Raw genomic sequence first — 20,524 nt, 5'->3', positions numbered from 1 at the left:
ACGGACGGCCGCTCACATATCAGGTACGGTGATCACGCGCCGATACCGACCGGTCCGGCGTCCCACACCGTCCACCGAGAACGAGGACACCCGCATGCCGGTCCCCAGCAGCGCACCCACCGAGCACCAGCTGCTCCGCGACACCGTCCGCCACAAGATCCACGCCGCGATCATGGACGGCACGCTCGTGCCCGGCGAGCGTCTGAACGACGACGAGCTCATCGCGTGGCTGGGTGTCTCCCGCACCCCGATCCGTGAGGCCCTCAGCCAGCTCGCCCGCGCCGGCCTGATCGAGATGGCGCCGAACCGGTACACCCGGGTCACCACGCCGAAGGCCGAGGAGGTCGTCGAGGCGATGCAGACCCTCGGCGTGCTGTTCGGCGGGGTCGTCCGCCTGGCCGTCCCCCGGCTCACGGCGTCGACGCGGAAGAAGATCCTGGCGCAGCTCGACCGGACGATCGCCGAGCTCGACGCCCACGACGTCCCGGCCGTCAACCGCGACGCCCTCTCCGTCTTCGGGCTCTACGTCGACGCCTGCGGCAACGAGAACCTGCAGCGGGTGTGCCGCGACACCACGGACGGGCTCGCCTTCCGTCTGCGTCTGCCGAACCTCGACGAGCTCATCGACTGGGACCAGCTGACCGCCGACTTCCGGCGGCTGCGCGACGCGACCGAGAGCGGCGACAACGTGGCGGCCGAGCTCGCCACCGAGGCGATCCACCTGCTCCCGGGCGAGAAGCAGCACCACCGGGGCTGAACGGCCCTGTCAGTCCGTACAGGATCGCCCGTCCCGGGTGCCGGGGCGGGCGTTCCCGTACCCGGCACCGGGCTCCCGCGGGGCGCTCGGTCACAGCCGTGCGCGCACCGGTAGCATCGCTCCGACCACGGTCGAACCGCCTCGACCCGACGACCCGGGAGCCCGCATGCGCCACCGCCAGCCGGACCGCACCGAGATCGCCGCGCGCCTCGCCGCGGCGGTCGGGCGCATCAACCGCCGCGCCCGCACCGACTCGGCCTCGCTGGGCTACGGACTCGTCTCCGCGCTCGCCACCATCCAGACCGAGGGACCCCTGCGCCCGGGCGACCTGTCGCGGATCGAGGTGGTCACGAAGCCGACCATGACGCGCATCCTGACCGAGCTCGAACAGCGCGGGTTCATCGAGCGCGAGGCGGACCCCCGCGACGGTCGAGCCTTCATGGTCTCGGCCACGCCGGCCGGCATCGCCGCCGTCGAACGGGCCCGCGCGGACCGCACGGGCATCGTCGCCGAGCTCATCGCGGCGCTCCCGGCGGAGGACGTCGACTCGATCGCCGCAGCCCTCGCGGCGCTCGAGCGCATCGGGCAGGGCGAACGCACCCAGGAAGCTCCCATCTCCGAGCGCTGACACGATCGCACCAGGGGCGTTACCGAACCGTTACACGGGGGTGGACGGACGGTTCTGCCAGTCCTCCTGGACGCGGTGTCCAGGCTGACACGTCATCGTGACGGCTTCGCCCGAGCAGGCGGCCACCCGGCCGCCCGGCGGCGGACGGACGGGCCCCACACCACCGTCCGGTCCTCCCCCGGCTCGCGGCTCCCCCACGACGGCCGTGCACGCTCCCCACCCTCGCGTGTCCGCTCCGGCGTGCCCGGGAGTCGCCCTCCAGCCGGCCGACCACCGGAACCGATGACGCGAACCACCCCCGAAGCACCCAGCACGACCACCCCGACCCCGGTCCCCACGACCCGCCGCCAGGCACTCGACACCCCGAGCCGCCGCGTCCGCCGTGCACTCCGCAGCCGGTCCGGCCTCGTCGTCGGCGGAGCGGCAGCCGTCGCCCTCGTCGGCGGTCTCGCCACGGTCGGCACGCAGCCGGCCCTCGGCGAGGCCATCGGCATCCCCTCCGCGAGCGCCACGAGCACCCCCGCGCTGCACGGGTCGGACCTCGACCGTGCCCAGGCCGCGGCGACCATCGCGACCGCCCGCACCGTGCTCGCCGACGCGAACGACAAGACCGACACCCGCGCCCTCGAGCGCCAGGTCGCCGCACTCTCGGACTACCGCGGCATGTCCGGCTCGGCGATCACCACCCGCATCGCCTCGACCGTCGACGCCGCGACACAGGTCGCCGACGCGAGCGCGTCGCAGGACAAGGCGGACGCCGACGCGGCGGCAGCGGCGGCAGCGCAGGCGCAGGCCGAGGCCGAAGCCGCGGCCGCAGCCGAGCGCGCAGCGGCGGAGGCCGCCGCCGCAGCCGAGCGCCAGGCCGCTGCGAACACCGTCGGCGGCGCCAAGGCCACCGCGTCCTCGATGGCGGCGTCGCAGTACGGCTGGGGCTCCGCGCAGTTCCAGTGCCTCGACAACCTCTGGACCAAGGAGTCCGGGTGGAACTACCAGGCCGTCAACCCGAACGGCGGCGCGACCGGCATCCCGCAGGCGCTCCCCGGCTCGAAGATGGGCACCGTCGCGGCGGACTGGCGGACCAACGCCACCACGCAGATCACGTGGGGGCTGCAGTACATCAGTGCGGCCTACGGGACGCCCTGCGCGGCGTGGGCCCACTCGCAGGCGACCAACTTCTACTGAGCCGCGAGCGGGTGACGGAGGTCGCCACCGGACGGACGGGAGGCACGGTGCCAGCGGGCGCCGTGCCTCCCGTCCGTCAGGTGGTCCGTCCTCGTCGCCCGTCGCCGTCGTGCAGGCGGTCTGTCCCCGGTCAGCCGACGCGCGCGATGCGGACGTCCACGCGGGCGAGCGCGAGCCCGCGCTCGCCCGCGACGCGCAGTGCTGCGTCGTGCGCCGCATGCGCCGCCGAGCGCGCGGGGACCGAGCCGTCCGTGCCGACGACGATGCGCAGGACGTCGTCGTCGAGCACGACCCGGGAGACCGGCGTGCGGGAGGCGATGCGTCGGGCGGACTCGACCGCGCTGCCGAGCGTCGGCCGGGCGCGGTACAGGTCGGCCACCCCGGGTGCCGCGAGCACCGCGGCCTCGATCGCCGCGGCCGTCTCGTCGTCCAGGCTCATGCGGAGGCCTCCTCGTCGGTGATGCCGGGCGTCTCGTCCCCGTCGCCCGGGGCGAGCGGGGGCAGGAGGTCCCGGACACGGACGTCGACCGCCTCGATGCGCAGGTCGGTCTGCTCGGCCAGGGTCCCGGCCACGGCCTGGCGCACGTGCTCGGCTGCGGGGTGGATCGGGGTACCGGCCCGGACCGCCAGCTCGACCAGGACCCGGACGGGTGCGTCGAGCAGCGTCACGTCGCCCTGCAGCGAGCACCGCGCGACGACGACACCGGGCACGACGTCGCCGGCCGTCCGGACCAGGGAACGGATCGCCCCCTCGGTCATCACGGGGCGCTCGGTCGGGACCGACGGGCGGAGCGGGACGTCACGACCGGCGCGCGCCTCGAGCGAGATGTTCGCCAGGACACCGCCGATCCAGGACTCGTCCGCCGGGGCCTCCTGCTCGGCGGCGGCGTCGAGCGACCCGAGGGACGACTGCCGGAGCCGGACCAGGGCGGCGAGGGCGTTCTGGCACGCGGCCGAGTCGTCGATGCTCGGATCGGCGGGCTGCATCCCGGCGTCCAGGTAGTCGGCGAGGTCGTCGATGGTGTGGCCGTCGAGGTCCTCGGGCTCGAGCGTGTCGAGCTGTACGTCGTCGGGCCGCACGTCGTCGGGTCCGGTCATCGCCATGCCTCCATGAGACGGATCATGTTCTTCCTCGCACGCGAGAGCAGTCCCCGCACCGTCGACACGGGCAGGTCGAGTTCCTCGGCGATGGCCTCGTAGCGGTACTCGAGCACCTCCTTCATCACCCAGCAGCGCCGCTGCGCCTCGGGCAGCTCCGCGAGGGCGGTCTCGACGGCCTCCTCGCGGGAGCGGGCCTCGGCGACCCGCTCCGGGGCGTCGTCCCGGGGCGCGGCGACCTCGATCTCGGTGACGTCGAGGTGCTCGCGCCGGGCACGGATGCGGTCGATGCACTTGCGGCTGAGGATCCGCATGAGCCACGACTTGACCTTGGCGCCGTCCTCGAGCGCGTCGAGTCGCCCCCACGCGGTGATGAAGGTCTCCTGCACGACGTCGTCGAGCTCGTCGGTCGACCCGAGCGTGCGCCGGGCGTAGGCGCGGAGCAGCGGCGTGTACCGCCGGATGAGGACCTCGAACGCCCGGACGTCACCGTCGGACGAGCGGTCCGCGAGGACGGCGTCGTCGAGGTCGGCGAGGGGCTGGTACGGCACGCGACCCTTCTACCGGTCAGCGGTGGGGGAAGTCTGGGCGGGTGGCGGCCGTGCCCGTGGCGATCACCTGCAGCGGACCGACGGGACGGGCGCCGAGCGTCCGCACGCGCACCTGCGCGAGACCGTGCGCGGCCGGGGAGCGCGTCGCCCGGCAGCGGGTCGGGAGCGTGCCGGGGCGTCGCAGCGCAGCGGCGGTGGCGAAGGTGGCGTCGGTCATGCTCGGTCTCCTCTGGTTCCACCGGTGTGACGGATCCCGGAGCCGGATCGTCACGCCCCCGTGCGCATCACGGCGTCCGGGTCGCCGTCTGCGTCAGGATGGGGGCATGAGCCACGTCACCGCCGTCTGCCGCGTCGACCAGCTGCTGCGCGACTCGGGCACGATCGGCGTCACGGCGATCGACAAGCGGCCCGTGGACGGCCCGGTCCGCGTCCGCCCGCTCGGACTCCACGCCGACGTGCAGGCGGACCGGAAGCACCACGGGGGCGAGGACCAGGCGGTGTACGCCTACGCCGACGAGGACGCCGCGTACTTCTCGGACCTGCTCGGTCGCGACGTCCCGCCGGGGCTGTTCGGCGAGAACCTCCGCACGGACGGGGTCGACGTGACCGGCGCCGTGACGGGCGAGCGGTGGCGCATCGGCGAGACGCTCGAACTCGAGGTCACGATCCCGCGGGTGCCCTGCGGCACCTTCGCACGCCGGATGGGGATCCCCGGGTGGGTGAAGCGGTTCGCCGCGGAGAACCGCCCGGGAGCGTACCTGCGGGTCCTGCGGAGCGGTCCGGTGGCGGCGGGCGATCATGTGGTCGTGACGTACCGACCGGCGCACGGTGTCACGATCGGCGAGATCTCGGCCGGACTGTCAGCCGAGCGGGCCCGCGCGGTGCTCGACTCCGGTGACCGGCTCGCCCCGAAGGTCGTCCGGGACGTCTCGAAGGTGCTCGCGCGCGGCCGCGTCTGACCCGCCGGTGCGACGCCCGACGTCGGGGTCGAGCGGCCGTCGGGACCGCGGCAGGCCGGCGACGACGAGGTCGTACGAGTTCGCGACGAGGTCCTCGACCATCGTCTCGTCGAGTCCGTCGCCGGGAGCCAGCGTGATCCAGTGACGCTTGTCCATGTGCCAGCCCGGGGTGATCTCCGCGTGGTCCCGGACGAGCGCCGCTGCGTGCGGCGGCGCGCACTTGAGGTTGACGATCGGCACACCGCGCAGCGTCGTGGCCAGGACGAACATCCGCCCGACCACCTTGTGCACGACGGACTGCTCGCCGAATGGCTGCGTCTCCTCGACCGCGGGCAGGGCCAGCGCCGTCCGGAAGGTCACCTCGTGCAGTGCTGCGCCGTCCACCCCACCAGCATGCCGCACCGCTCCGACACACTGTCGACCCTGGGCGGGCAGTCGACGGCGGCAGCGTGCGACCGGTCGCGACCGACCGCCGTCAGAGCGTCGGGACGCCCTCGTGCCCCGACCTCGGTCGCGCGGTCCCGGCCACACCCGTCACGACGGAGCCGGCGGGGACGTCCTTCGTCACGACCGTGTTCGCACCGACGACCGAGTCCGCGCCGACCGTGATCGCGCCGATCAGCGACGATCCCGCGCCGAGCACCACGCGATCGCCCACGGTCGGGTGCCGTCGCTGACCCGGGCCGTGCTCCCCGCCGCGCCCACCGAGCGTCACACCGTGGAAGACCAGCACGTCGTCGCCGATCACCGCGGTCTCGCCGATCACGACGCCCATGCCGTGGTCGATGAAGAAGCGTCGACCGATGCGCGCGCCGGGGTGGATCTCGATGCCCGTGGCCGATCGAGCGACCTGCGCGAGCGCCCGGGCGGCGAACCGCGAGCCGGGCAGGCCTCGGGCGAGCCACAGCCGGTGCGTCAGCCGGTGCGTCCAGATCGCGTGCAGCCCCGAGTAGACGACCGCGTTCTCCAGGTCGCCCCGGGCAGCGGGGTCACCGCGGCGTGCTGCGGCGAGGTCCTCGCGGACCCGCCACAGCACGCCGCGTCGGACGGCACGCGTCACGCAGTGAGCCCCTCGAACAGCGGCGTGGACAGGTAGCGCTCGCCGGTGTCGCACACGATCGCGACGACGCGCTTGCCGGCGTTCTCCGGACGGGCGGCGATCTCGACGGCGGCGTGGATGATCGCGCCGGACGAGATGCCGGCCAGGATGCCCTCCTCGGTGCCGAGCGCGCGGGCGACCCGGAGTGCGTCGTCGAGCTCGACGTCGAAGACCTCGTCGATGACGTCGCGGTCGAGGACCTCGGGCACGAAGTTGGCGCCGATGCCCTGGATCTTGTGCGGGCCGGCCTTCCCCTCGGTGAGCAGCGGGGAGTCCTTCGGCTCGACGGCGACGATCTGCACGCCCGGCACCCGCTCCTTGAGCACCTGCCCGACACCCGTGATCGTGCCGCCGGTCCCGACACCGGCGACGAAGACGTCGACGTGACCCTCGGTGTCGCGGAGGATCTCCTCCGCCGTGGTCTTCCGGTGGATCGCGGCGTTCGCCGGCGTCTCGAACTGGTGCGCCAGGATCGCGCCGGGGGTCTCCTCGACGATCTGGCCCGCGCGCGCCACGGCGCCCTTCATGCCCTCGGACCCCGGGGTCAGGACGATCTCGGCGCCGAAGGCCCGGATCAGGGCACGCCGCTCGACGCTCATCGTCTCGGGCATCGTGATCACCACGCGGTAGCCGCGGGCGGCACCGACCAGCGCCAGGGCGATGCCGGTGTTGCCGGACGACCCCTCGACGATCGTGCCGCCGGGGCGCAGCTCGCCGGACTCCTCGGCCGCGTCGATGATCGCGACGCCCAGGCGGTCCTTGACGCTCGACCCGGGGTTGTAGAACTCGAGCTTGGCGAGGACCTCGGCACCGTCGGCCTTCGGCAGGCGGTTGAGTCGGACGAGCGGGGTGTTGCCGAACGCCTGCGAGATGTTGTCGTAGATGGTGCCGGTCATCCGTTGTCGTCCTCCGGGTCGAGTTCTCGCGCCGTCGGTGGCGGCGCTGCGGTCCGCTCGCGATCCTAGCGACGGCGCCCGGCGTTCCCCTGTCGATGACGCCCGTTGACGTGGCGGGCGCACACCGCGCCTCCCGGCCGCGGCCCTCCCGACCGGGTCTGCACGGCTCAGCGCAGGGCGCTCCGCGCGAACCGCTCGTCCGTCGCCTCGAGCACCCGGAGCACGTTGCCCCCGGCGAGCGCCCGCAGGTCGTCGTCGCCCCAGCCGCGACGGCGCAGCTCCTCGGCGAGCACGGGGTACCGCGACACGTCCCGCAGGTCCGGCGGCAGCACCGGGGTGCCGTCGTAGTCCCCGCCCAGCCCGATGTGCCGTGCCCCCGCGACCTCGCGGGCGTGGTCGACGTGGTCGGCGACGTCCGCCACCGTGACGAGCGGCGGCTCCCCCTCGGAACCCGCTTCCTCCCAGTCGGCCCACGCTCGCGAGACGAACTTCGGCACGAACGTGATCATGACGACGCCCCCGTTGTCGGCCGTCCGGGCGAGCACGTCCTCGGGCACGTTCCGGGGGTGGTCGTCGACGGCGACGGTGGACGAGTGGCTGAAGACGACCGGCTGCGTCGCGACGTCGAGGGTGTCGCGCATCGTCGCCGGAGCGGTGTGCGACAGGTCGACGAGCATGCCGATCCGTTCCATCTCGGCGACGACCTCGCGTCCGCGGTCGGTCAGGCCACCGTGTGCCCGCGCGCCGGTGGCCGAGTCGGCCCAGGTCGTGTCGTCGTTGTGCGTCAGCGTCATGTACCGCACACCGAGCCGGGCGAAGGACCGGAGGACGGCGAGGTCGTCGCCGATCGAGTGACCGCCCTCGGCGCCGAGCAGCGATGCGATCCGTCCGGCGTCGACGGCGGCGCGCAGTCCGGCGGCGGAGCGGACGAACGTCAGGTCGTCGGGGTACCGCGCGACGATGCGGTGCGCGGTGTCGATCTGCTGCAGGGTGGTCCGCACCGGGTCGGGGTCGTCCGACGGCACGAACACCGACCAGAACTGCCCGACCACTCCCCCGGCGCGCAGCTTCGGCAGGTCGGTGTGCAGCGTCCCCTGCTCGGTGTCGATGCCCTCGACCCCGGAGTCGTGCGACTCGCGACGTTCCCAGGGCAGGTCGTTGTGTCCGTCGATGACCGGGAAGGCGAGGGAGTCGAACGTCATGCCGCCGACGCTACCGTGCGACCCGACGATCACTAGGCTCGCGGTGTGCACCCCGTGACGCTCCGCACCGACCGGCTCGTGCTCTCCGCTCCGGGTCCGGCCGACGCCGACGACGTCGTCGCGTACGCGAACGACCCCGACGTGATCGCCTTCACCCCGGTCCCCGTGCCGTACGGCCACGCCGAGGCGCACCAGTTCATCGAGCGGGTCGGCGACGGCTGGCGCGACGACACCCGGTACGACTTCGGGATCCGACGGGTCGACGACCCGCGCCTGCTCGGCACGGTCGGCGTGTTCGGCTTCGTGGACGGTGCGGCCGAGATCGGGTACGCGCTGCACCCGGACGGCCGTGGGCACGGGTTCGTGACCGAGGCCGCTGCCCGGGTGCTCGAGTGGGCCTTCGCGGCACCGCCGATCGGCCTCGGTCTGGTGCGGGTGCAGTGGCGCGCACTCGGGACGAACGCGGCCTCGGCCGCGACGGCCAGACGGATCGGCATGCGGTACGAGGGCCGGTCCCGCTCGGCCGTCGTCCACCGCGGGGTCCGCCACGACCAACTGCTCGCCGCCGTGCTGCGGGACGACGACCGGACGGCGCCGACGGACTGGCCGACACCGTGACCGTCGCCTTCCGCGTCGTCACCGAGATCGCCGCTCCGGTGGAGCGCGTCTTCGCGCTGTCGCTCGACATCGGCGCGCACGAACGCTCGATGGCGGACACCGACGAACGTGCCGTCGCCGGGACGACGACCGGCACCATCGGGCTCGGCGAGAGCGTCACGTGGCGTGCGCGGCACTTCGGGATCGTCTGGTCGATGACGAGCAGGATCACCGCCCTGGAGGCTCCGGGTCGCTTCGTCGACGAGCAGGTGCGTGGTCCGTTCGCCCGGTTCCGGCACGAGCACCGGTTCGGACCGTCGGCCGGCGGCACGCGGATGGTCGACGAGATCGTCTTCCGGGCGCCCCTCGGCCCGCTCGGCTGGCTGGCCGAGCGGGTCGCGCTCGCCCGCTACCTGCCGCGGTTGATCGCCGCGCGCAACGCATCGCTGCGCGACGAGCTCGAGCGGGACGGGGACGGTCAGCGGGGGGCGAGCTCCCCGAGCGCGTCGTAGGCCGCCGCCACGGCGTCCACCCGGGCACGCCCTGCCGGCCCGGAGGCCTCGTACACGTCGTTCGCGATGGCCGCGACGACCGCGAAGAGCGCCGCCATCGAGTCGAACGCCGACGGGGAGTCCACCGGGCAGAGCACCGCGGTCGCCGCGGGAGCCGCGATCACCGCCGCCGTCGGGTCACCGAGCACGACCACGTCGGCACCGGTCGCGACGCAGTGTCGCACGAGCCGCTCGGCACCCGCCGCGTGCCGCCGGACGGTGACGAGCACGACGAGGTCCCGCCGGTCGAGGTCCGCGACCTCCTCGCCCAATCGCTGTCCCGGAGCCGGACCGATCCGGACGTCCGGACGCACCTGGGCCAGTTGGGAGCGGAGCTGCATCGCGACGGGGTGCGCACCGCGTTCCCCGACGACGAGCACTCGACGGGCTCGGACGATCCGACGTGCGAGCCGGACACGGTCGGCTCGTGCGAGCGAGGCGAAGGCGGCATCGAGGTTCCGTGCCTCGACCGCCCGCTGGTCGACGTGTGCGGCGTCCTCGGCCGCCCACGGCAGCCCGCTGCCCCGGGCGGACATGAGTTCCTGCCGGACCTCGGCGGCGTCCTGGAACCCGAGGGAGCGGACGAGCCGCGAGACCGTGGCCTTCGAGGTGCCCGACTCGGCCGCGAGCTCGGCGGAGGTGCCGACGAGCAGCAGCTCCGGGTCGTGGCGGACCATCGCGGCGACCCGGCGTTCCGCGGGCGACAGTCGGTCCCAGACCGCGTCGACCCGGGCGCGGACGTCCGGCACGGCGCTCACCGCGTCTCCGCCCGGTCGTCGGCGATGCGCTCGACCGCGACGGCGAGGGCGTCGAGACCGAGCGCGACGTCGTCCTCCGAGACGAACTCGTCGGGGTGGTGGCTGATGCCGTCCGGGTTGCGGAGGAACAGCATCGCGACGTCGGTGACGAGCCCGAGGGACATCGCGTCGTGCCCGGCGCGCGAGAACAGCTCCGCCGGTGCGGCCGCTCCGGTCGAGGCGATGCCGGCACGGACCGCGTCCATCAGCGCCGGAGCACAGAACACCGCCGGCGCGCGGTGCACCTCGGTCGGCGAGACCGTCACGCCCCGTCGGTCCCCGATCTCGTCGAAGGCGGCCGTGATCGTCTCCCAGACGCGGTCGCGCCCCTCGTCGAACTCCCCGCGCAGGTCGACGCTGAACCGGGCGAGCCCCGGGACGACGTTGACGGCGCCGGGCTCGACGGACATCGTGCCGACCGTGCCGACGTGCTGCTCGGCGCGGCAGATCCGCTCGACGGCGAGCGCCGCCTCGGCCGCGGCGAGGAGCGCGTCGTGGCGCCGCTCGTACGGGGTGCCGCCGGCGTGCCGGGCCTCACCGACCGCCTCGACGGAGAACCGCCGGGCGCTCGCGATGCTCGTGACCACGCCGAGCGCCTGGCCGGCCCGCTCGAGGTACGGGCCCTGCTCGATGTGCGCCTCGAGGTACCCGACGAGCCGCTCCGGGGGCAGCGCCGCCTCGCGCACGCGGGCGGGGTCGAGGCCGAAGTCGGTGAACGCCTGCCGGAGCGTGATCCCGTCACCGTCCTCGAGGTCCCACCAGGCGTCGTCCCACACACCGGCGACGGCGGAGGACCCGAGCAGGGCCTTGCCGAAGCGCGTGCCCTCCTCGTCGGAGAACGCGATCACCTGCAGGGCGAAGGGCAGCGGCCCCGATGCGGCGAGTCGGGCCGCGGTGCGGATCGCCATGAGGACGCCGACGACGCCGTCGTAGCGGCCCGCGTCGACCACGGTGTCGAGGTGCGACCCGAGCAGCAGCACGGGGGCGTCCGGCGTCGCGCCGTCGACGATGCCGTGCAGGTTGCCCGCGGCGTCCTGCCAGGTGCGGAGTCCGGCGTCCTGCATCCACTCCGCGACCACCGCGTTCACCCGGGCGTGCTCGGGCGACAGGTACACGCGGGTGGTGCGGTCCGCGTCCTGGGAGATCCCGGCGAGGGTGTCGCACCACCGCACGATCGTCGCGGCGTCGGCGATCGCACGGGCGCTCGCGGTCGGCGCCGCGGGGACCTCGGCCGTCGTGGGTCCGGCCGTCGTGGGTCCGGTCGTCGTCATGCGGCTGCCCCGACCGGCGTGACGCGGTCGGCGTGGACGTCGAGTGCGGCGTCGACCCCGGCACCCTGCGGGACGGCGTGTCCGGCGCGGCGCAGGCAGTGCTCGAGCGCGGCGAGGGTCCGCACGACGGTGTCCTTCCGGGCGTTGTAGCCCATCGTCCCGATGCGCCAGACCCGTCCGTGCAGCGGTCCGAAGGACGTCCCGATCTCGATGCCGTGGTCCTCGAGCATCGCGCCGCGGACCTGGTCGCCCACGACGTCGTCCGGGATCTCCACGGCGACGACGTTGTGCATCTTGTGCGCGACGTCGCCGAAGACGCGCAGCCCGAGCGCCTCGACCCCGGCGAGCATCGCCCGGCCGGCGGTCGCGTGGCGCTCGATCACCGCCTCGCGCCCCTCCTCGAGCAGGATGCGGGCGCACTCGTTCGCGGCGTAGAGCATCGATGCCGCCTCGGTGTGGTGGTTGAGGCGCCGCGGGCCCCAGTAGTCGAGGATCATCGCGAGGTCGAGGTAGTTCGATCGGATCGGGTCGTCGGACACGACGTCGTCGACCTCGCGGATGCCGGCCTCGATGCTGCGACGGCCGTCGAGCACCGCCACGGCCCGCGGCGACAGGGTGATCGGTGCGCTGCCGGACGGGCCGCCCAGGCACTTCTGCAGGCCGGCGCTCACGACGTCGATCCCCCACCCGTCGGTCTCGAGCGGGTTGCCGCCGATGCTCGCCGTGGCGTCGGTGTACAGCAGCACGCCGTGCCGCTCGCAGATCGCCCCGAGCTCGTCGAGCGGCTGGTTCATCGTCGTCGAGGTGTCGCCCTGCACGACCGCCAGGACCTTCGGCCGGACCCGCTGGACCGCGTCCTCGATCACCGACGGCGGGAACACCTGCCCCCACTCGGTCTCGATCGTGTGCACCTCGGCACCGGCACGGGTGGCGATCTCGGCGAGCAGGTGTCCGAAGCGTCCGAAGACCGGCACGAGCACCCGGTCACCAGGGGCGAGCAGCGACACCAGCGCCGCCTCGATGCCCGCGCGGGAGGTGCCGTCGACGAGCACGGTGGCGTCGTTCCGCGTGCCGAAGACCCGGCGGTACAGCTCCTGCGTACCGGTCATGGTCGCGGTCATCCACGGGTCGTACTGCCCGACGAGCGGGGTCGACAGCGCGCGGAGCACGCGGGGGTCCGCGTCGATCGGTCCCGGCCCCATGAGGAGTCGGGCGGGCGGGTTCACTGGCTGGGTCATGGTGCCTCCGTTCCGTGGACGACTGTACTGGAACGCTCGTTTCGTGCGTGTTGCGGTGCCGTCGGTCGGTCGAGCAGGACACCGTCGACTGCGGTGACCCCGTGGTCGGCCGTCGCCGCGAGTCGCCCGCGGAGCCAGGTCTCGGTGACGATCCCGAGCGTGTGCAGGCCGGCGTACGCGGACACCGGGTTGCGGTGGGCCAGGGCCGACACCTCGACCACACGCTCGGCCGCCGGGTCGAGGACCGCGAGGTGCGCGACCGCCCCCGGCGCGATCAGGCCACGGTCCGTGAACCCGACGATCGCTGCGGGTCCGGTCGTGAACCACGGCAGGACGGTCTCGAGCGGCAGCCCCCTGCGCACCGCCTCGGTCCACACCGCCCGGAAGCCCACCTGGAGTCCGGCGATCCCGCCCCACGCCGATCCCCAGTCGTCGGTCTTCAGGTCGGCTGTGGACGGCGAGTGGTCCGACACGACGCAGTCGATCGTGCCGTCGAGCAGCCCCGCCCAGAGCCCGTCGCGGTTCGCGTCGTCGCGGATCGGCGGGCAGCACTTGAACTCGGTCGCACCGTCCGGGATCGACCCGGCCTCGAACGCCAGGTAGTGCGGACACGTCTCGACGGTCACCCGCACGCCGTCGGCCTTGGCTGCCCGGATCATCGGGAGCACCCCCGCGTCGGACAGGTGGAGCACGTGCACGCGGGCACCCGTCGTCCGCGCCCCGTCGAGGACCCGCGCGACGGCGGACTGCTCGGCACGGCCCGGACGGGTGGCGAGGAAGTCGGCGTAGTGGCTGCCGAGCGTCTCGTGCGGCACGAGGTGGTCCGGGTCCTCGGCGTGGACGATGAGCAGGGCGTCGAGCTCGGCGACCTCCTCGATCGCCGTGCGCAGCTGCACCGGGTCGAGGTGCGGGAACTCGTCGACGCCGCTCGGCGCGGTGAAGCACTTGAACCCGAAGACCCCGGCATCGTGCAGCGGACCGCGTGCTCCGGCGTTCGCGGGGACCGCGCCGCCCCAGAACCCGACGTCCACCGCGACGCGGCCCTCGGCGCTCGCCCGCTTCACCGCGAGGGCGTCGACGTCCACGGTCGCCGGGATCGAGTTCAGCGGCATGTCGACGATCGTGGTCACGCCGCCGAGGGCCGCCGCCCGCGTGGCCGAGGCGAAGCCCTCCCACTCGGTGCGGCCGGGTTCGTTGACGTGCACGTGGGTGTCGACGAGCCCCGGCAGCAGCACGTGCTCGTCGGGCACGGTGCGGTCGAGCGAGGCCGCGACCGACGCACCGAACGGCAGGACCGCGTCGACCACGCCGTCGCGGACGACCACCGCGGCCGGCCGGAGGACGCCGTCGACCCACGTCTGCCGACCGCGGAGCACCAGGTCGACAGGAGCTGCGGTGCTCACGCCGAGACCCCCGTCACCAGGGCCGGGCTCGCTGCCCCGTCGGCCGACGGCAGCGTGAACCCGGACAGCAGTCCCGTCACCGGCTTCGGTGGCGGCGGGGCGTACTCGCCGGTCTTGCCGGTGCGGAGCCCGAGCCGGACGAGCGACTCCGCGAGGACCGTCGCCGCGGCCACGCCGTCGACCACCGGCGCCCCGATCTCCCGCGAGACCTCGGCGCAGAACTCCGCCATGCCGGCGCACCCGAGCACCACGGCGTCGGCGCCGCCGGCGAGCACGGCGCGGCACTCCTCGACGACGAGCTCGCGTGCCCCGGACGTCGGGTCGTCGAGCTGCAGCACGGGCACCTCGCAGGCACGGATCTCGGTCACCAGGGACGCGAACCCGTAGCGCTCCGCCAGCTCCCACGCCCGTCCGGTCGTGCGGGCCAGGGTGGTGACGACGCCGAACCGTCGCCCGAGCATCGCGGCCGCGTGGTAGCCGGCCTCGGCGATCCCGATCACCGGGCCGGCGGCGAGCTCCCGCGCCGCGTCGAGCCCCGGGTCCCCGAAACACGCGACGACGTACGCGTCGACCCTCTGCTGCTCACCGAGCGCGATCTGTTCCAGGAGCCCGGGGACCGCGAGGGCCTCCTCGTAGTGGCTCTCGATCGAGGCCGGACCGGTCGTGGGCGTCACCGCCTCGACGACGGTGCCGGGTCCGGCGACGGCGGTAGCGGCGCGGCCGATCGCGGCGGTCATCGACGCGGTGGTGTTGGGGTTGACGACGCGGATGCGCAAGCGGGACCTCTCGGGCGGGGCTGGGACGGGGGTGGAACGGAGTGGCCGCGGAGGCGACGATCCGGCCGGGAGGCGGGTCGCGCCTCCCGGCCGGTGCCGCTGAGCGGGGTGTGGCGGACGGCTCAGTCGCGACCGGCGGCAGCGCCGTCGTCGACCGTCGGGTCGTCCGCGGCCAGCACGGGCATGCGGGGCGACCGACGCTCGAGCGCCCAGAAGACGACCAGCCCGAGGCCGCAGCCGATGAACCAGCTGTAGTTGCTCACCCAGGGCAGGACGCCCGTGGCCGGCGGCAGGACCGCGCTCGCGACCGACACGGCGCCGGCGACCAGCAGGGTCCACATCGCGTTCGGGTTCCAACCGGCGCGGTACCAGTACCGGGCGGTCGGCTCCTTCGAGTACATGTCGTCGACCGCGACCCGCTGCTTCGCCACCAGGTAGTAGCCGGCGATCAGGATCCCGAACAGCGGGCCGATCAGGGCGCCGAGGATGCCGAGCGTGTAGAGGATCGCCTGGTCGTTGCCGTACCAGTTCCACGGCGTCAGCAGCACGGAGCCGACGGCGGCGATCATGCCGCCCGTCCGCCAGCTGATCTTCCGCGGGGCGACGTTCGAGAAGTCGAACGCGGGGCTGATGAAGTTCGCGACGATGTTGATGCCGACCGTCGCGGTGACGAACGTGAGGCCGCCGAGCAGGATCGCGAACGGTGCGTCGATCGCCTGGACCGTCTCGATCGGGTCGGTGATGAGCTTGCCGAAGACCGGGACCGTCGCGCTCGCGCAGAGCACGGTGAGCACCGAGAAGAACAGGAAGTTGACCGGCAGGCCCCAGAAGTTGCCGCGCTTCACCGACCGGAACGAGCGGCCGTAGCGCGAGAAGTCGCCGAAGTTCAGCATCGGACCGGAGAAGTAGCTGACGACGATCGCGACGGCCGAGAGCATGACCGGGACGGACGCACCGAACGACATCGGCGCGCCCGTGTGCAGGGTCAGCGAGATGTTGCCGATGCCGGCCTTCGCGACCAGGTACACGGCGAGCGCGATCATCACGACGTAGACGGCCGGGCCGGCGAAGTCGATGAAGCGGCGGATCGCCTCCATGCCCATCGAGAACAGCGCGGCCTGCGCGACCCAGAGGATGCCGTAGGAGATCCAGCCGAGCGCGGAGAGCCCGAGGAACGAGTGGTCGAGCAGCGCAGCCGAACCCGGGACGAACTTCAGGAACACGATGTTGAGCGACTGGGCCGCGAGGAAGGTCTGCACGCCGTACCAGGCCGTCGCGATGAGGCCGCGGATCACGGCGGGCACGTTGGCCCCGATGACGCCGAACACTGCGCGGTTGATGACCGGGTACGGCACCCCGGTCCGCTGGGACGGCTTCGCGACGAGGTTCGCGAAGACCTGCACGACGAGGATGCCGACGACCAGGGCGACGAGCACCTGCCAGCTCGCGATGCCGAGCGCGAAGAGCGACCCGGCGGTGACGTAGCCGCCGACCGAGTGCACGTCGGACATCCAGAAGGCGAAGATGTTGTAGCTCGTCCAGCGCTGCTCACGCAGCGGTGCGAGGTCCTCGTTGGTGAGCGCCGGGTCGTACCCGGGCTTGACGACGCCCGCGCCGGCGGCTGCCGACGAGGTCGTGCGGGGGGCGTGGGGCGCGGCGACCGGGGTCGCGATCTCTGTGACCAAGGCGTCCTCCGTGGGAGTGGGCGGCGGGGGTCCCCGCTCGTGGACGACGCTATGGAGGCTGTTCGCGCCGCCCGTTTCCCTCGTGTAACGGTCGTGTGACGCGGTGGACGTGCTGGAACGAGCGTTCCGGATCGGAGCAGTCGGATGTCAGGGCCGAGTGCTCACCGGGTCATCGGCGTCCCGGCAGCCGCAGGTCCCGCCAGGTGAAGCCGCCCCGGGGCGGGAGCGCCGCCCGGATGTGCTCGTCGTCGAAACGGGCCGTCGGCGCGAGGTCCGCGGGGAGCTCCCCGGCCGGCTGCGTCGCCTCGGTGACCCCCTCGGCGAGCATCCGCACCTGCGCCTTCGCGACGAGCGGCACGCGCATGGTCCACTCGGTCACCTGTCCGAGCAGCCGGTGCGCCCACACCGGCGCCGGGAACACCCGCACCGGGCGACCCACGACCCGTGCGACCCGGCGCACGGCCTCGCTGAGCAGCAGCGCCTCGCCCCCCGCGGACCGCCACCGTCCGGCGGGACAGCCGTCCCTCGAGCGCGCCGACGAGCACGTCCACGAGCTCGGCGACGGGGATGGGGCTGATCGTCTTCTCGCGGAACCCCACGGAGGCGAACAGCGGCACGGTCTGCACGGTGTGGCTGAGGTGGTCGACGAGGTGGTCCCCGTGCCCGTAGATCATCCCGGCCTTGAGCACCGTGTAGTCGAGCCCGGACGACCGGACCATCTCCTCCGCCGCCCACTTCGTCTCGTGGTACGGGGAACCCGTGCCCGGACGGGCCCGCAGGAAGCTCAGGAGCACGACGCGCTGCACCCCGGCGCGGTGGGCTGCTTCGAGCACGGCGGCGGTGCCGCGGACGTGCACGCGTTCGAAGGACTGGTCGCCGATCTCGCGGTTGATGCCGGCGCAGTGGGCGACCGCGTCGACCCCGGCGAAGGCGTCGGTGAGGGCGTCGACGTCGTCGATCTCGACGCCGGTCCGACGGGAGACCACCACCACGTCGTCGGCTGGGTACCGCTCCGCGAGGTGTCGTCCCACGAAGCCGGTGCCGCCGGTGATCGCTACGCGCATGACTGTTCCTCCGCCCGGGACGCCGTGCCCCCTGCGGCCCACTCTAGGGAGTCCGGACGCGACCCGGCCGGCGGGTGGCGGGAGGGCTCGTCAGTCTTCTCGGACGAGTTCTCCTGGGACGGGCAGACCGAGCAGGGTGACGAGTTCCTCGAGGGTCTCCTCGACGAAGTCGTCAGTCGGCTCCTCGACGACGGCCTCCGCCAGGAGCGGCCGGATCGCGTCCGCTGACACCGATTCACCAGTCGCTGCTGCGGCCCACCTCGCCAGTCCTTCGGCTTGGACGTCCAGGTCGACGTCGTCGCTCTCGTCAGGGTCGTCGAAGTAGTCGCGCGGTTGGAACCCGAGGTAGACCAACCCTCCGGTGGCCGGTCCGGGCCCGTACACCACGGTGCACACGTCGCTGTCGTGGACGGTCGCGGAGAGGAAGGGCTCGGGCTGGGTGCTCCCGTCGATGGCTTCCTCCTCCTCGTCGACGACCCATCGCTGTTCGGCGTAGGTGAACGTGGCGAACATGCCCATGACGGGACCGTCCTTCGAATCATCGGGGTGACGCCGACACCGGGAGGGGGCGTGCGTGCAGTGTAGGGCGCGCACGGAGCGGGGCATGCGTGTCGCTGCCCGCAGCCGGCCTGTGCGTGTGGCGATCGAGACAGCGCCGGAGTGGTCTCCGGATCGCGCTCGCAGCGGACGCCGTCGACAGCTCAGGGCAGCATCGGCCCCCAGGTGATGTCGCCGTGACAGAAGACCGCAGTTGCTCCGTCACCCGCCCACACGTCGATCCAGGTGGGAGCCGTCGGGCGGGACTGCACGGTCGGGAGCGTGGTCTTCGCGATCGCCGTGGCCCCGGCAGGCTCGGTCCAGAGGGGCTTGCACGGCCCGCCGCCCCCGCAGCCGCATGCCTCGTACACAACCTCGGCACCGGCGCGCACCAGCGCAGCCGCGGTCTCCTCGCTGACGTCCGTCTCACGGCGGGTCAGCCGGACACCCGCAGGCGTGAACAGCTCGCCTGCGAGGTTGAAGGTGCCGGGACGCACCGCGAAGCGGCCGGAGGTGACCCGGGCTCCCGCGGTCGGGCCTCCGACAGCGTCCGCAGGCCGTCGAGCGCGCTTCGTCATGAATGAACTCTCGCACCACCAGCCGCCCGGGCGGTGCCATGATCGGCGGGTGATCGTTCTGGGACCTCCGGCGGTGCGCTTCGGTTCGGCTGCCATCGGAGCCGCCGTCGTCCTCTGCGCGAGCAAGGCCGCCGTCGATGCGGCGGACAGCGATCAACCCCTGTTCCTGCCGGCCGTGATCCTGCTCGTCTGTGTCAGCATCGGATGTTGGCTCACCGGCCGGGCGTTGCGGCTCGGTGTGGTGGCCCTCGACGACCACTTCCTGGTTCGCGGCCTGCTCTGGTCCCGCCGGATACCGTGCTCCGCGATCCGTTCGATGCCCGATGCGGACGACGTCACATCGTTGCCGTTCATCGGTTGGTACGCCCGAGGTCGTCCCCGGATCTCACCCCTCACGGCCTTCTGGGTCTCTCCGGGCATCCTGGCAACCCCGGCACGACGTTCAGCGGTCGCTTCCCTTCGCCAGCTCGAGCAGTACCGGATCGACCGGCAACGGCGCTCGGGCTGAGCTCCGTTCGGAGCACCATCGTCACTGCTCCTCGGTGGCATGATGCCGTCATGCCGACCGTGAGCGCGATCCTCGTCATCGACCTGCAGCGAGGCGTCGTGCGGGACTGCTTCGATGCCGACGGCGTGCTCGCACGGACGTCCCGACTCGTCGATCGTGCGCGAGCGAGCGGAGTACCGGTGGTGTGGGTACAGGATCACGGCGATTTCGCCGAGGGTTCTCCGGACTGGGAACTCGCAGCACCACTTGAACGCCGACCGGAGGAGCCGCTCGTGCAGAAGGAGTACCGGGATGCGTTCGCGGACACCGACCTCTTCGAGGTCCTGGAGCGCTCGGGCGTGCAGCACCTGGTCGTCGCCGGTGCGCAGAGCGACCACTGCATCCGGACGACGACCCAGGCAGCAGCGGTGCACGGCTTCGACGTGACGTTGGTGTCCGACGCACACACGACGACGGACGCGGAGCACGGCGGTGTCCACATCAGTGCGGAGCAGATCGTCGCGCACACGAACATGTACTTCGGCGGCCTCAGGTACCCCGGCCGGCACTTCGCCGCCGAGCGGCACGACCGGATCGACTTCGCACCCGTACGCTGACCGACGGGTCGCCGGGAGGGCGAGCCGTCGGACCTCGACAGACGTGAGGCGAGGTGGTCGGGACCCGTAGTTCTGAGGCGCGCTGCGCCGTCCAGCAGTCAACGTGAGCCTGCAGGCCGACCGCTTCCGCTTGGCGGTCGTCCGGTGAGGGATCGGCTAGCGGGACGTCTTGACGGCGAGTTGAGCAACCTCGACGACTGCGTCGGAAGGCATGTCCGGATAGTAGTTCTCGCGCAGCTGCTGCGCGAAGAGCTGCATGTCGGTTTCCGACGGCTGGTGAGCTTGTTCGGCAGTGAGGGCGTCGAGCCGGTACCGGCGCACGGCGATCACGGTGCCGGGGATCGGTCTTGCCGTCGGGTGCTCGTCGAAGACGAACACGGCTGCTCCCACCGGTACGTCCTCGTTCCACCGAACTGTGGTGACCTTCTCGCCGGACATGACCGCTTTGTGGTGCTTGCGATGGAAGTGGATCGTGTTGGGCGCTGCACTGACCATGCACCCACTCTGCCGCAGTGGCACAGGGCGGCGATCGAGGCTGATCCCGGCGCAAC

The 20,524-nt window shown here is 72.9% G+C and carries 26 protein-coding genes; 8 read left to right on the top strand and 18 right to left on the bottom strand.

The annotated features are described in order from the left end of the window. Window positions 1-94: 94 nt before the first annotated feature. The 3 genes from ABIC52_RS15470 (at window position 95) to ABIC52_RS15460 (ending at window position 2,567) form a co-directional block, all read left to right on the top strand. On the top strand, window positions 95-757 hold the full coding sequence (locus ABIC52_RS15470) for a GntR family transcriptional regulator (protein ID WP_354027750.1): 663 nt from the start codon (window positions 95-97) through the stop codon (window positions 755-757). 166 nt (window positions 758-923) lie between these two features. Then, complete coding sequence (locus tag ABIC52_RS15465; protein WP_354027749.1) at window positions 924-1,385, top strand: MarR family winged helix-turn-helix transcriptional regulator; 462 nt, start codon at window positions 924-926, stop codon at window positions 1,383-1,385. Window positions 1,386-1,667: 282 nt separating this feature from the next. Next, complete coding sequence (locus ABIC52_RS15460) at window positions 1,668-2,567, top strand: aggregation-promoting factor C-terminal-like domain-containing protein (RefSeq protein WP_209678696.1); 900 nt, start codon at window positions 1,668-1,670, stop codon at window positions 2,565-2,567. A 130-nt stretch (window positions 2,568-2,697) separates the two neighbouring features. Here the strand turns inward: ABIC52_RS15460 and ABIC52_RS15455 are convergent, their stop codons facing one another. From ABIC52_RS15455 to ABIC52_RS15440, 4 genes are read right to left on the bottom strand one after another with little or no spacing between them, the layout of a single operon-like run. After that, window positions 2,698-3,006 (bottom strand): hypothetical protein, encoded by a 309-nt coding sequence (locus tag ABIC52_RS15455; protein ID WP_209678699.1) that lies wholly within the window; start codon window positions 3,004-3,006, stop codon window positions 2,698-2,700. Further along, window positions 3,003-3,671, bottom strand: a complete 669-nt coding sequence (locus ABIC52_RS15450) for an Asp23/Gls24 family envelope stress response protein (RefSeq protein ID WP_126891349.1) — start codon at window positions 3,669-3,671, stop codon at window positions 3,003-3,005. Before ABIC52_RS15450 ends, ABIC52_RS15455 begins: the two co-directional genes overlap by 4 nt. After that, window positions 3,662-4,216: an RNA polymerase sigma factor gene (locus tag ABIC52_RS15445; RefSeq protein WP_126891348.1), complete on the bottom strand. Its 555-nt coding sequence runs from the start codon at window positions 4,214-4,216 to the stop codon at window positions 3,662-3,664. Before ABIC52_RS15445 ends, ABIC52_RS15450 begins: the two co-directional genes overlap by 10 nt. A gap of 16 nt (window positions 4,217-4,232) precedes the next feature. Beyond that, the gene (locus tag ABIC52_RS15440; protein WP_126891347.1) at window positions 4,233-4,433 is read right to left on the bottom strand and encodes a hypothetical protein; all 201 of its coding nucleotides are present in this window, start codon (window positions 4,431-4,433) and stop codon (window positions 4,233-4,235) included. A gap of 106 nt (window positions 4,434-4,539) precedes the next feature. On the opposite strand from ABIC52_RS15440, the gene ABIC52_RS15435 reads away from it, so the two are divergent. Continuing rightward, window positions 4,540-5,175, top strand: a complete 636-nt coding sequence (locus tag ABIC52_RS15435) for an MOSC domain-containing protein (RefSeq protein ID WP_126891346.1) — start codon at window positions 4,540-4,542, stop codon at window positions 5,173-5,175. Here ABIC52_RS15435 and ABIC52_RS15430 read toward each other — a convergent pair. The 4 genes from ABIC52_RS15430 to ABIC52_RS15415 form a co-directional block, all read right to left on the bottom strand. Beyond that, window positions 5,077-5,559: an MmcQ/YjbR family DNA-binding protein gene (locus ABIC52_RS15430; RefSeq protein ID WP_126891345.1), complete on the bottom strand. Its 483-nt coding sequence runs from the start codon at window positions 5,557-5,559 to the stop codon at window positions 5,077-5,079. The genes ABIC52_RS15435 and ABIC52_RS15430 overlap by 99 nt on opposite strands. A gap of 91 nt (window positions 5,560-5,650) precedes the next feature. Further along, the gene (gene epsC / locus ABIC52_RS15425) at window positions 5,651-6,235 is read right to left on the bottom strand and encodes a serine O-acetyltransferase EpsC (RefSeq protein ID WP_238638143.1); all 585 of its coding nucleotides are present in this window, start codon (window positions 6,233-6,235) and stop codon (window positions 5,651-5,653) included. Beyond that, on the bottom strand, window positions 6,232-7,170 hold the full coding sequence (gene cysK, locus ABIC52_RS15420; protein ID WP_126891344.1) for a cysteine synthase A: 939 nt from the start codon (window positions 7,168-7,170) through the stop codon (window positions 6,232-6,234). The genes epsC and cysK overlap by 4 nt, the downstream gene beginning before the upstream one ends. A 167-nt stretch (window positions 7,171-7,337) precedes the next feature. Then, window positions 7,338-8,372, bottom strand: a complete 1,035-nt coding sequence (locus tag ABIC52_RS15415; protein WP_126891343.1) for a dipeptidase — start codon at window positions 8,370-8,372, stop codon at window positions 7,338-7,340. A gap of 45 nt (window positions 8,373-8,417) precedes the next feature. On the opposite strand from ABIC52_RS15415, the gene ABIC52_RS15410 reads away from it, so the two are divergent. After that, window positions 8,418-8,990 carry a GNAT family N-acetyltransferase gene (locus tag ABIC52_RS15410; RefSeq protein ID WP_126891342.1) on the top strand — a complete coding sequence of 191 codons (573 nt, stop codon included), beginning with the start codon at window positions 8,418-8,420 and terminating at the stop codon, window positions 8,988-8,990. After that, window positions 8,987-9,481 (top strand): SRPBCC family protein, encoded by a 495-nt coding sequence (locus ABIC52_RS15405; protein ID WP_354027748.1) that lies wholly within the window; start codon window positions 8,987-8,989, stop codon window positions 9,479-9,481. Before ABIC52_RS15410 ends, ABIC52_RS15405 begins: the two co-directional genes overlap by 4 nt. On the opposite strand, the gene ABIC52_RS15400 is transcribed toward ABIC52_RS15405, so the two are convergent. The 9 genes from ABIC52_RS15400 to ABIC52_RS15360 all read right to left on the bottom strand — a co-directional run bounded on the left by ABIC52_RS15400 (window position 9,448) and on the right by ABIC52_RS15360 (window position 18,869). Beyond that, complete coding sequence (locus tag ABIC52_RS15400) at window positions 9,448-10,278, bottom strand: MurR/RpiR family transcriptional regulator (RefSeq protein WP_126891340.1); 831 nt, start codon at window positions 10,276-10,278, stop codon at window positions 9,448-9,450. The two genes, ABIC52_RS15405 and ABIC52_RS15400, sit on opposite strands and share 34 nt — an antisense overlap. Continuing rightward, the gene (locus ABIC52_RS15395) at window positions 10,275-11,588 is read right to left on the bottom strand and encodes an allantoate amidohydrolase (RefSeq protein ID WP_209678714.1); all 1,314 of its coding nucleotides are present in this window, start codon (window positions 11,586-11,588) and stop codon (window positions 10,275-10,277) included. The genes ABIC52_RS15400 and ABIC52_RS15395 overlap by 4 nt, the downstream gene beginning before the upstream one ends. Next, window positions 11,585-12,826: a pyridoxal-phosphate-dependent aminotransferase family protein gene (locus tag ABIC52_RS15390; RefSeq protein ID WP_354027747.1), complete on the bottom strand. Its 1,242-nt coding sequence runs from the start codon at window positions 12,824-12,826 to the stop codon at window positions 11,585-11,587. The genes ABIC52_RS15395 and ABIC52_RS15390 overlap by 4 nt, the downstream gene beginning before the upstream one ends. Further along, window positions 12,823-14,229 carry an allantoinase AllB gene (allB, locus tag ABIC52_RS15385; protein ID WP_354027746.1) on the bottom strand — a complete coding sequence of 469 codons (1,407 nt, stop codon included), beginning with the start codon at window positions 14,227-14,229 and terminating at the stop codon, window positions 12,823-12,825. Before allB ends, ABIC52_RS15390 begins: the two co-directional genes overlap by 4 nt. Then, window positions 14,226-15,005, bottom strand: coding sequence for an aspartate/glutamate racemase family protein (locus tag ABIC52_RS15380; protein ID WP_126891337.1), 780 nt, complete (start codon window positions 15,003-15,005; stop codon window positions 14,226-14,228). Before ABIC52_RS15380 ends, allB begins: the two co-directional genes overlap by 4 nt. 122 nt (window positions 15,006-15,127) lie before the next feature. Beyond that, on the bottom strand, window positions 15,128-16,690 hold the full coding sequence (locus tag ABIC52_RS15375; protein ID WP_126891336.1) for an NCS1 family nucleobase:cation symporter-1: 1,563 nt from the start codon (window positions 16,688-16,690) through the stop codon (window positions 15,128-15,130). 161 nt (window positions 16,691-16,851) lie between these two features. Continuing rightward, complete coding sequence (locus tag ABIC52_RS15370; RefSeq protein WP_354027745.1) at window positions 16,852-17,754, bottom strand: SDR family oxidoreductase; 903 nt, start codon at window positions 17,752-17,754, stop codon at window positions 16,852-16,854. Between the two features lie 90 nt (window positions 17,755-17,844). After that, window positions 17,845-18,273 carry a hypothetical protein gene (locus ABIC52_RS15365; RefSeq protein WP_354027744.1) on the bottom strand — a complete coding sequence of 143 codons (429 nt, stop codon included), beginning with the start codon at window positions 18,271-18,273 and terminating at the stop codon, window positions 17,845-17,847. A 182-nt stretch (window positions 18,274-18,455) separates the two neighbouring features. Beyond that, the gene (locus ABIC52_RS15360) at window positions 18,456-18,869 is read right to left on the bottom strand and encodes a hypothetical protein (RefSeq protein WP_209678733.1); all 414 of its coding nucleotides are present in this window, start codon (window positions 18,867-18,869) and stop codon (window positions 18,456-18,458) included. Between the two features lie 49 nt (window positions 18,870-18,918). Between ABIC52_RS15360 and ABIC52_RS15355 the strand changes: the two genes are divergently transcribed. Further along, window positions 18,919-19,377 carry a hypothetical protein gene (locus ABIC52_RS15355; protein ID WP_354027743.1) on the top strand — a complete coding sequence of 153 codons (459 nt, stop codon included), beginning with the start codon at window positions 18,919-18,921 and terminating at the stop codon, window positions 19,375-19,377. Between the two features lie 50 nt (window positions 19,378-19,427). After that, window positions 19,428-19,973: a cysteine hydrolase family protein gene (locus ABIC52_RS15350; RefSeq protein ID WP_209824236.1), complete on the top strand. Its 546-nt coding sequence runs from the start codon at window positions 19,428-19,430 to the stop codon at window positions 19,971-19,973. Window positions 19,974-20,129: 156 nt separating this feature from the next. Here ABIC52_RS15350 and ABIC52_RS15345 read toward each other — a convergent pair whose 3' ends face one another. Next, window positions 20,130-20,468: an ASCH domain-containing protein gene (locus ABIC52_RS15345; RefSeq protein ID WP_354027742.1), complete on the bottom strand. Its 339-nt coding sequence runs from the start codon at window positions 20,466-20,468 to the stop codon at window positions 20,130-20,132. Window positions 20,469-20,524 lie beyond the last annotated feature (56 nt).

This window comes from Curtobacterium oceanosedimentum, from assembly GCF_040545555.1.
Classification (GTDB): domain Bacteria; phylum Actinomycetota; class Actinomycetes; order Actinomycetales; family Microbacteriaceae; genus Curtobacterium.
This window is presented reverse-complemented; position numbering and strand designations above follow the sequence as displayed.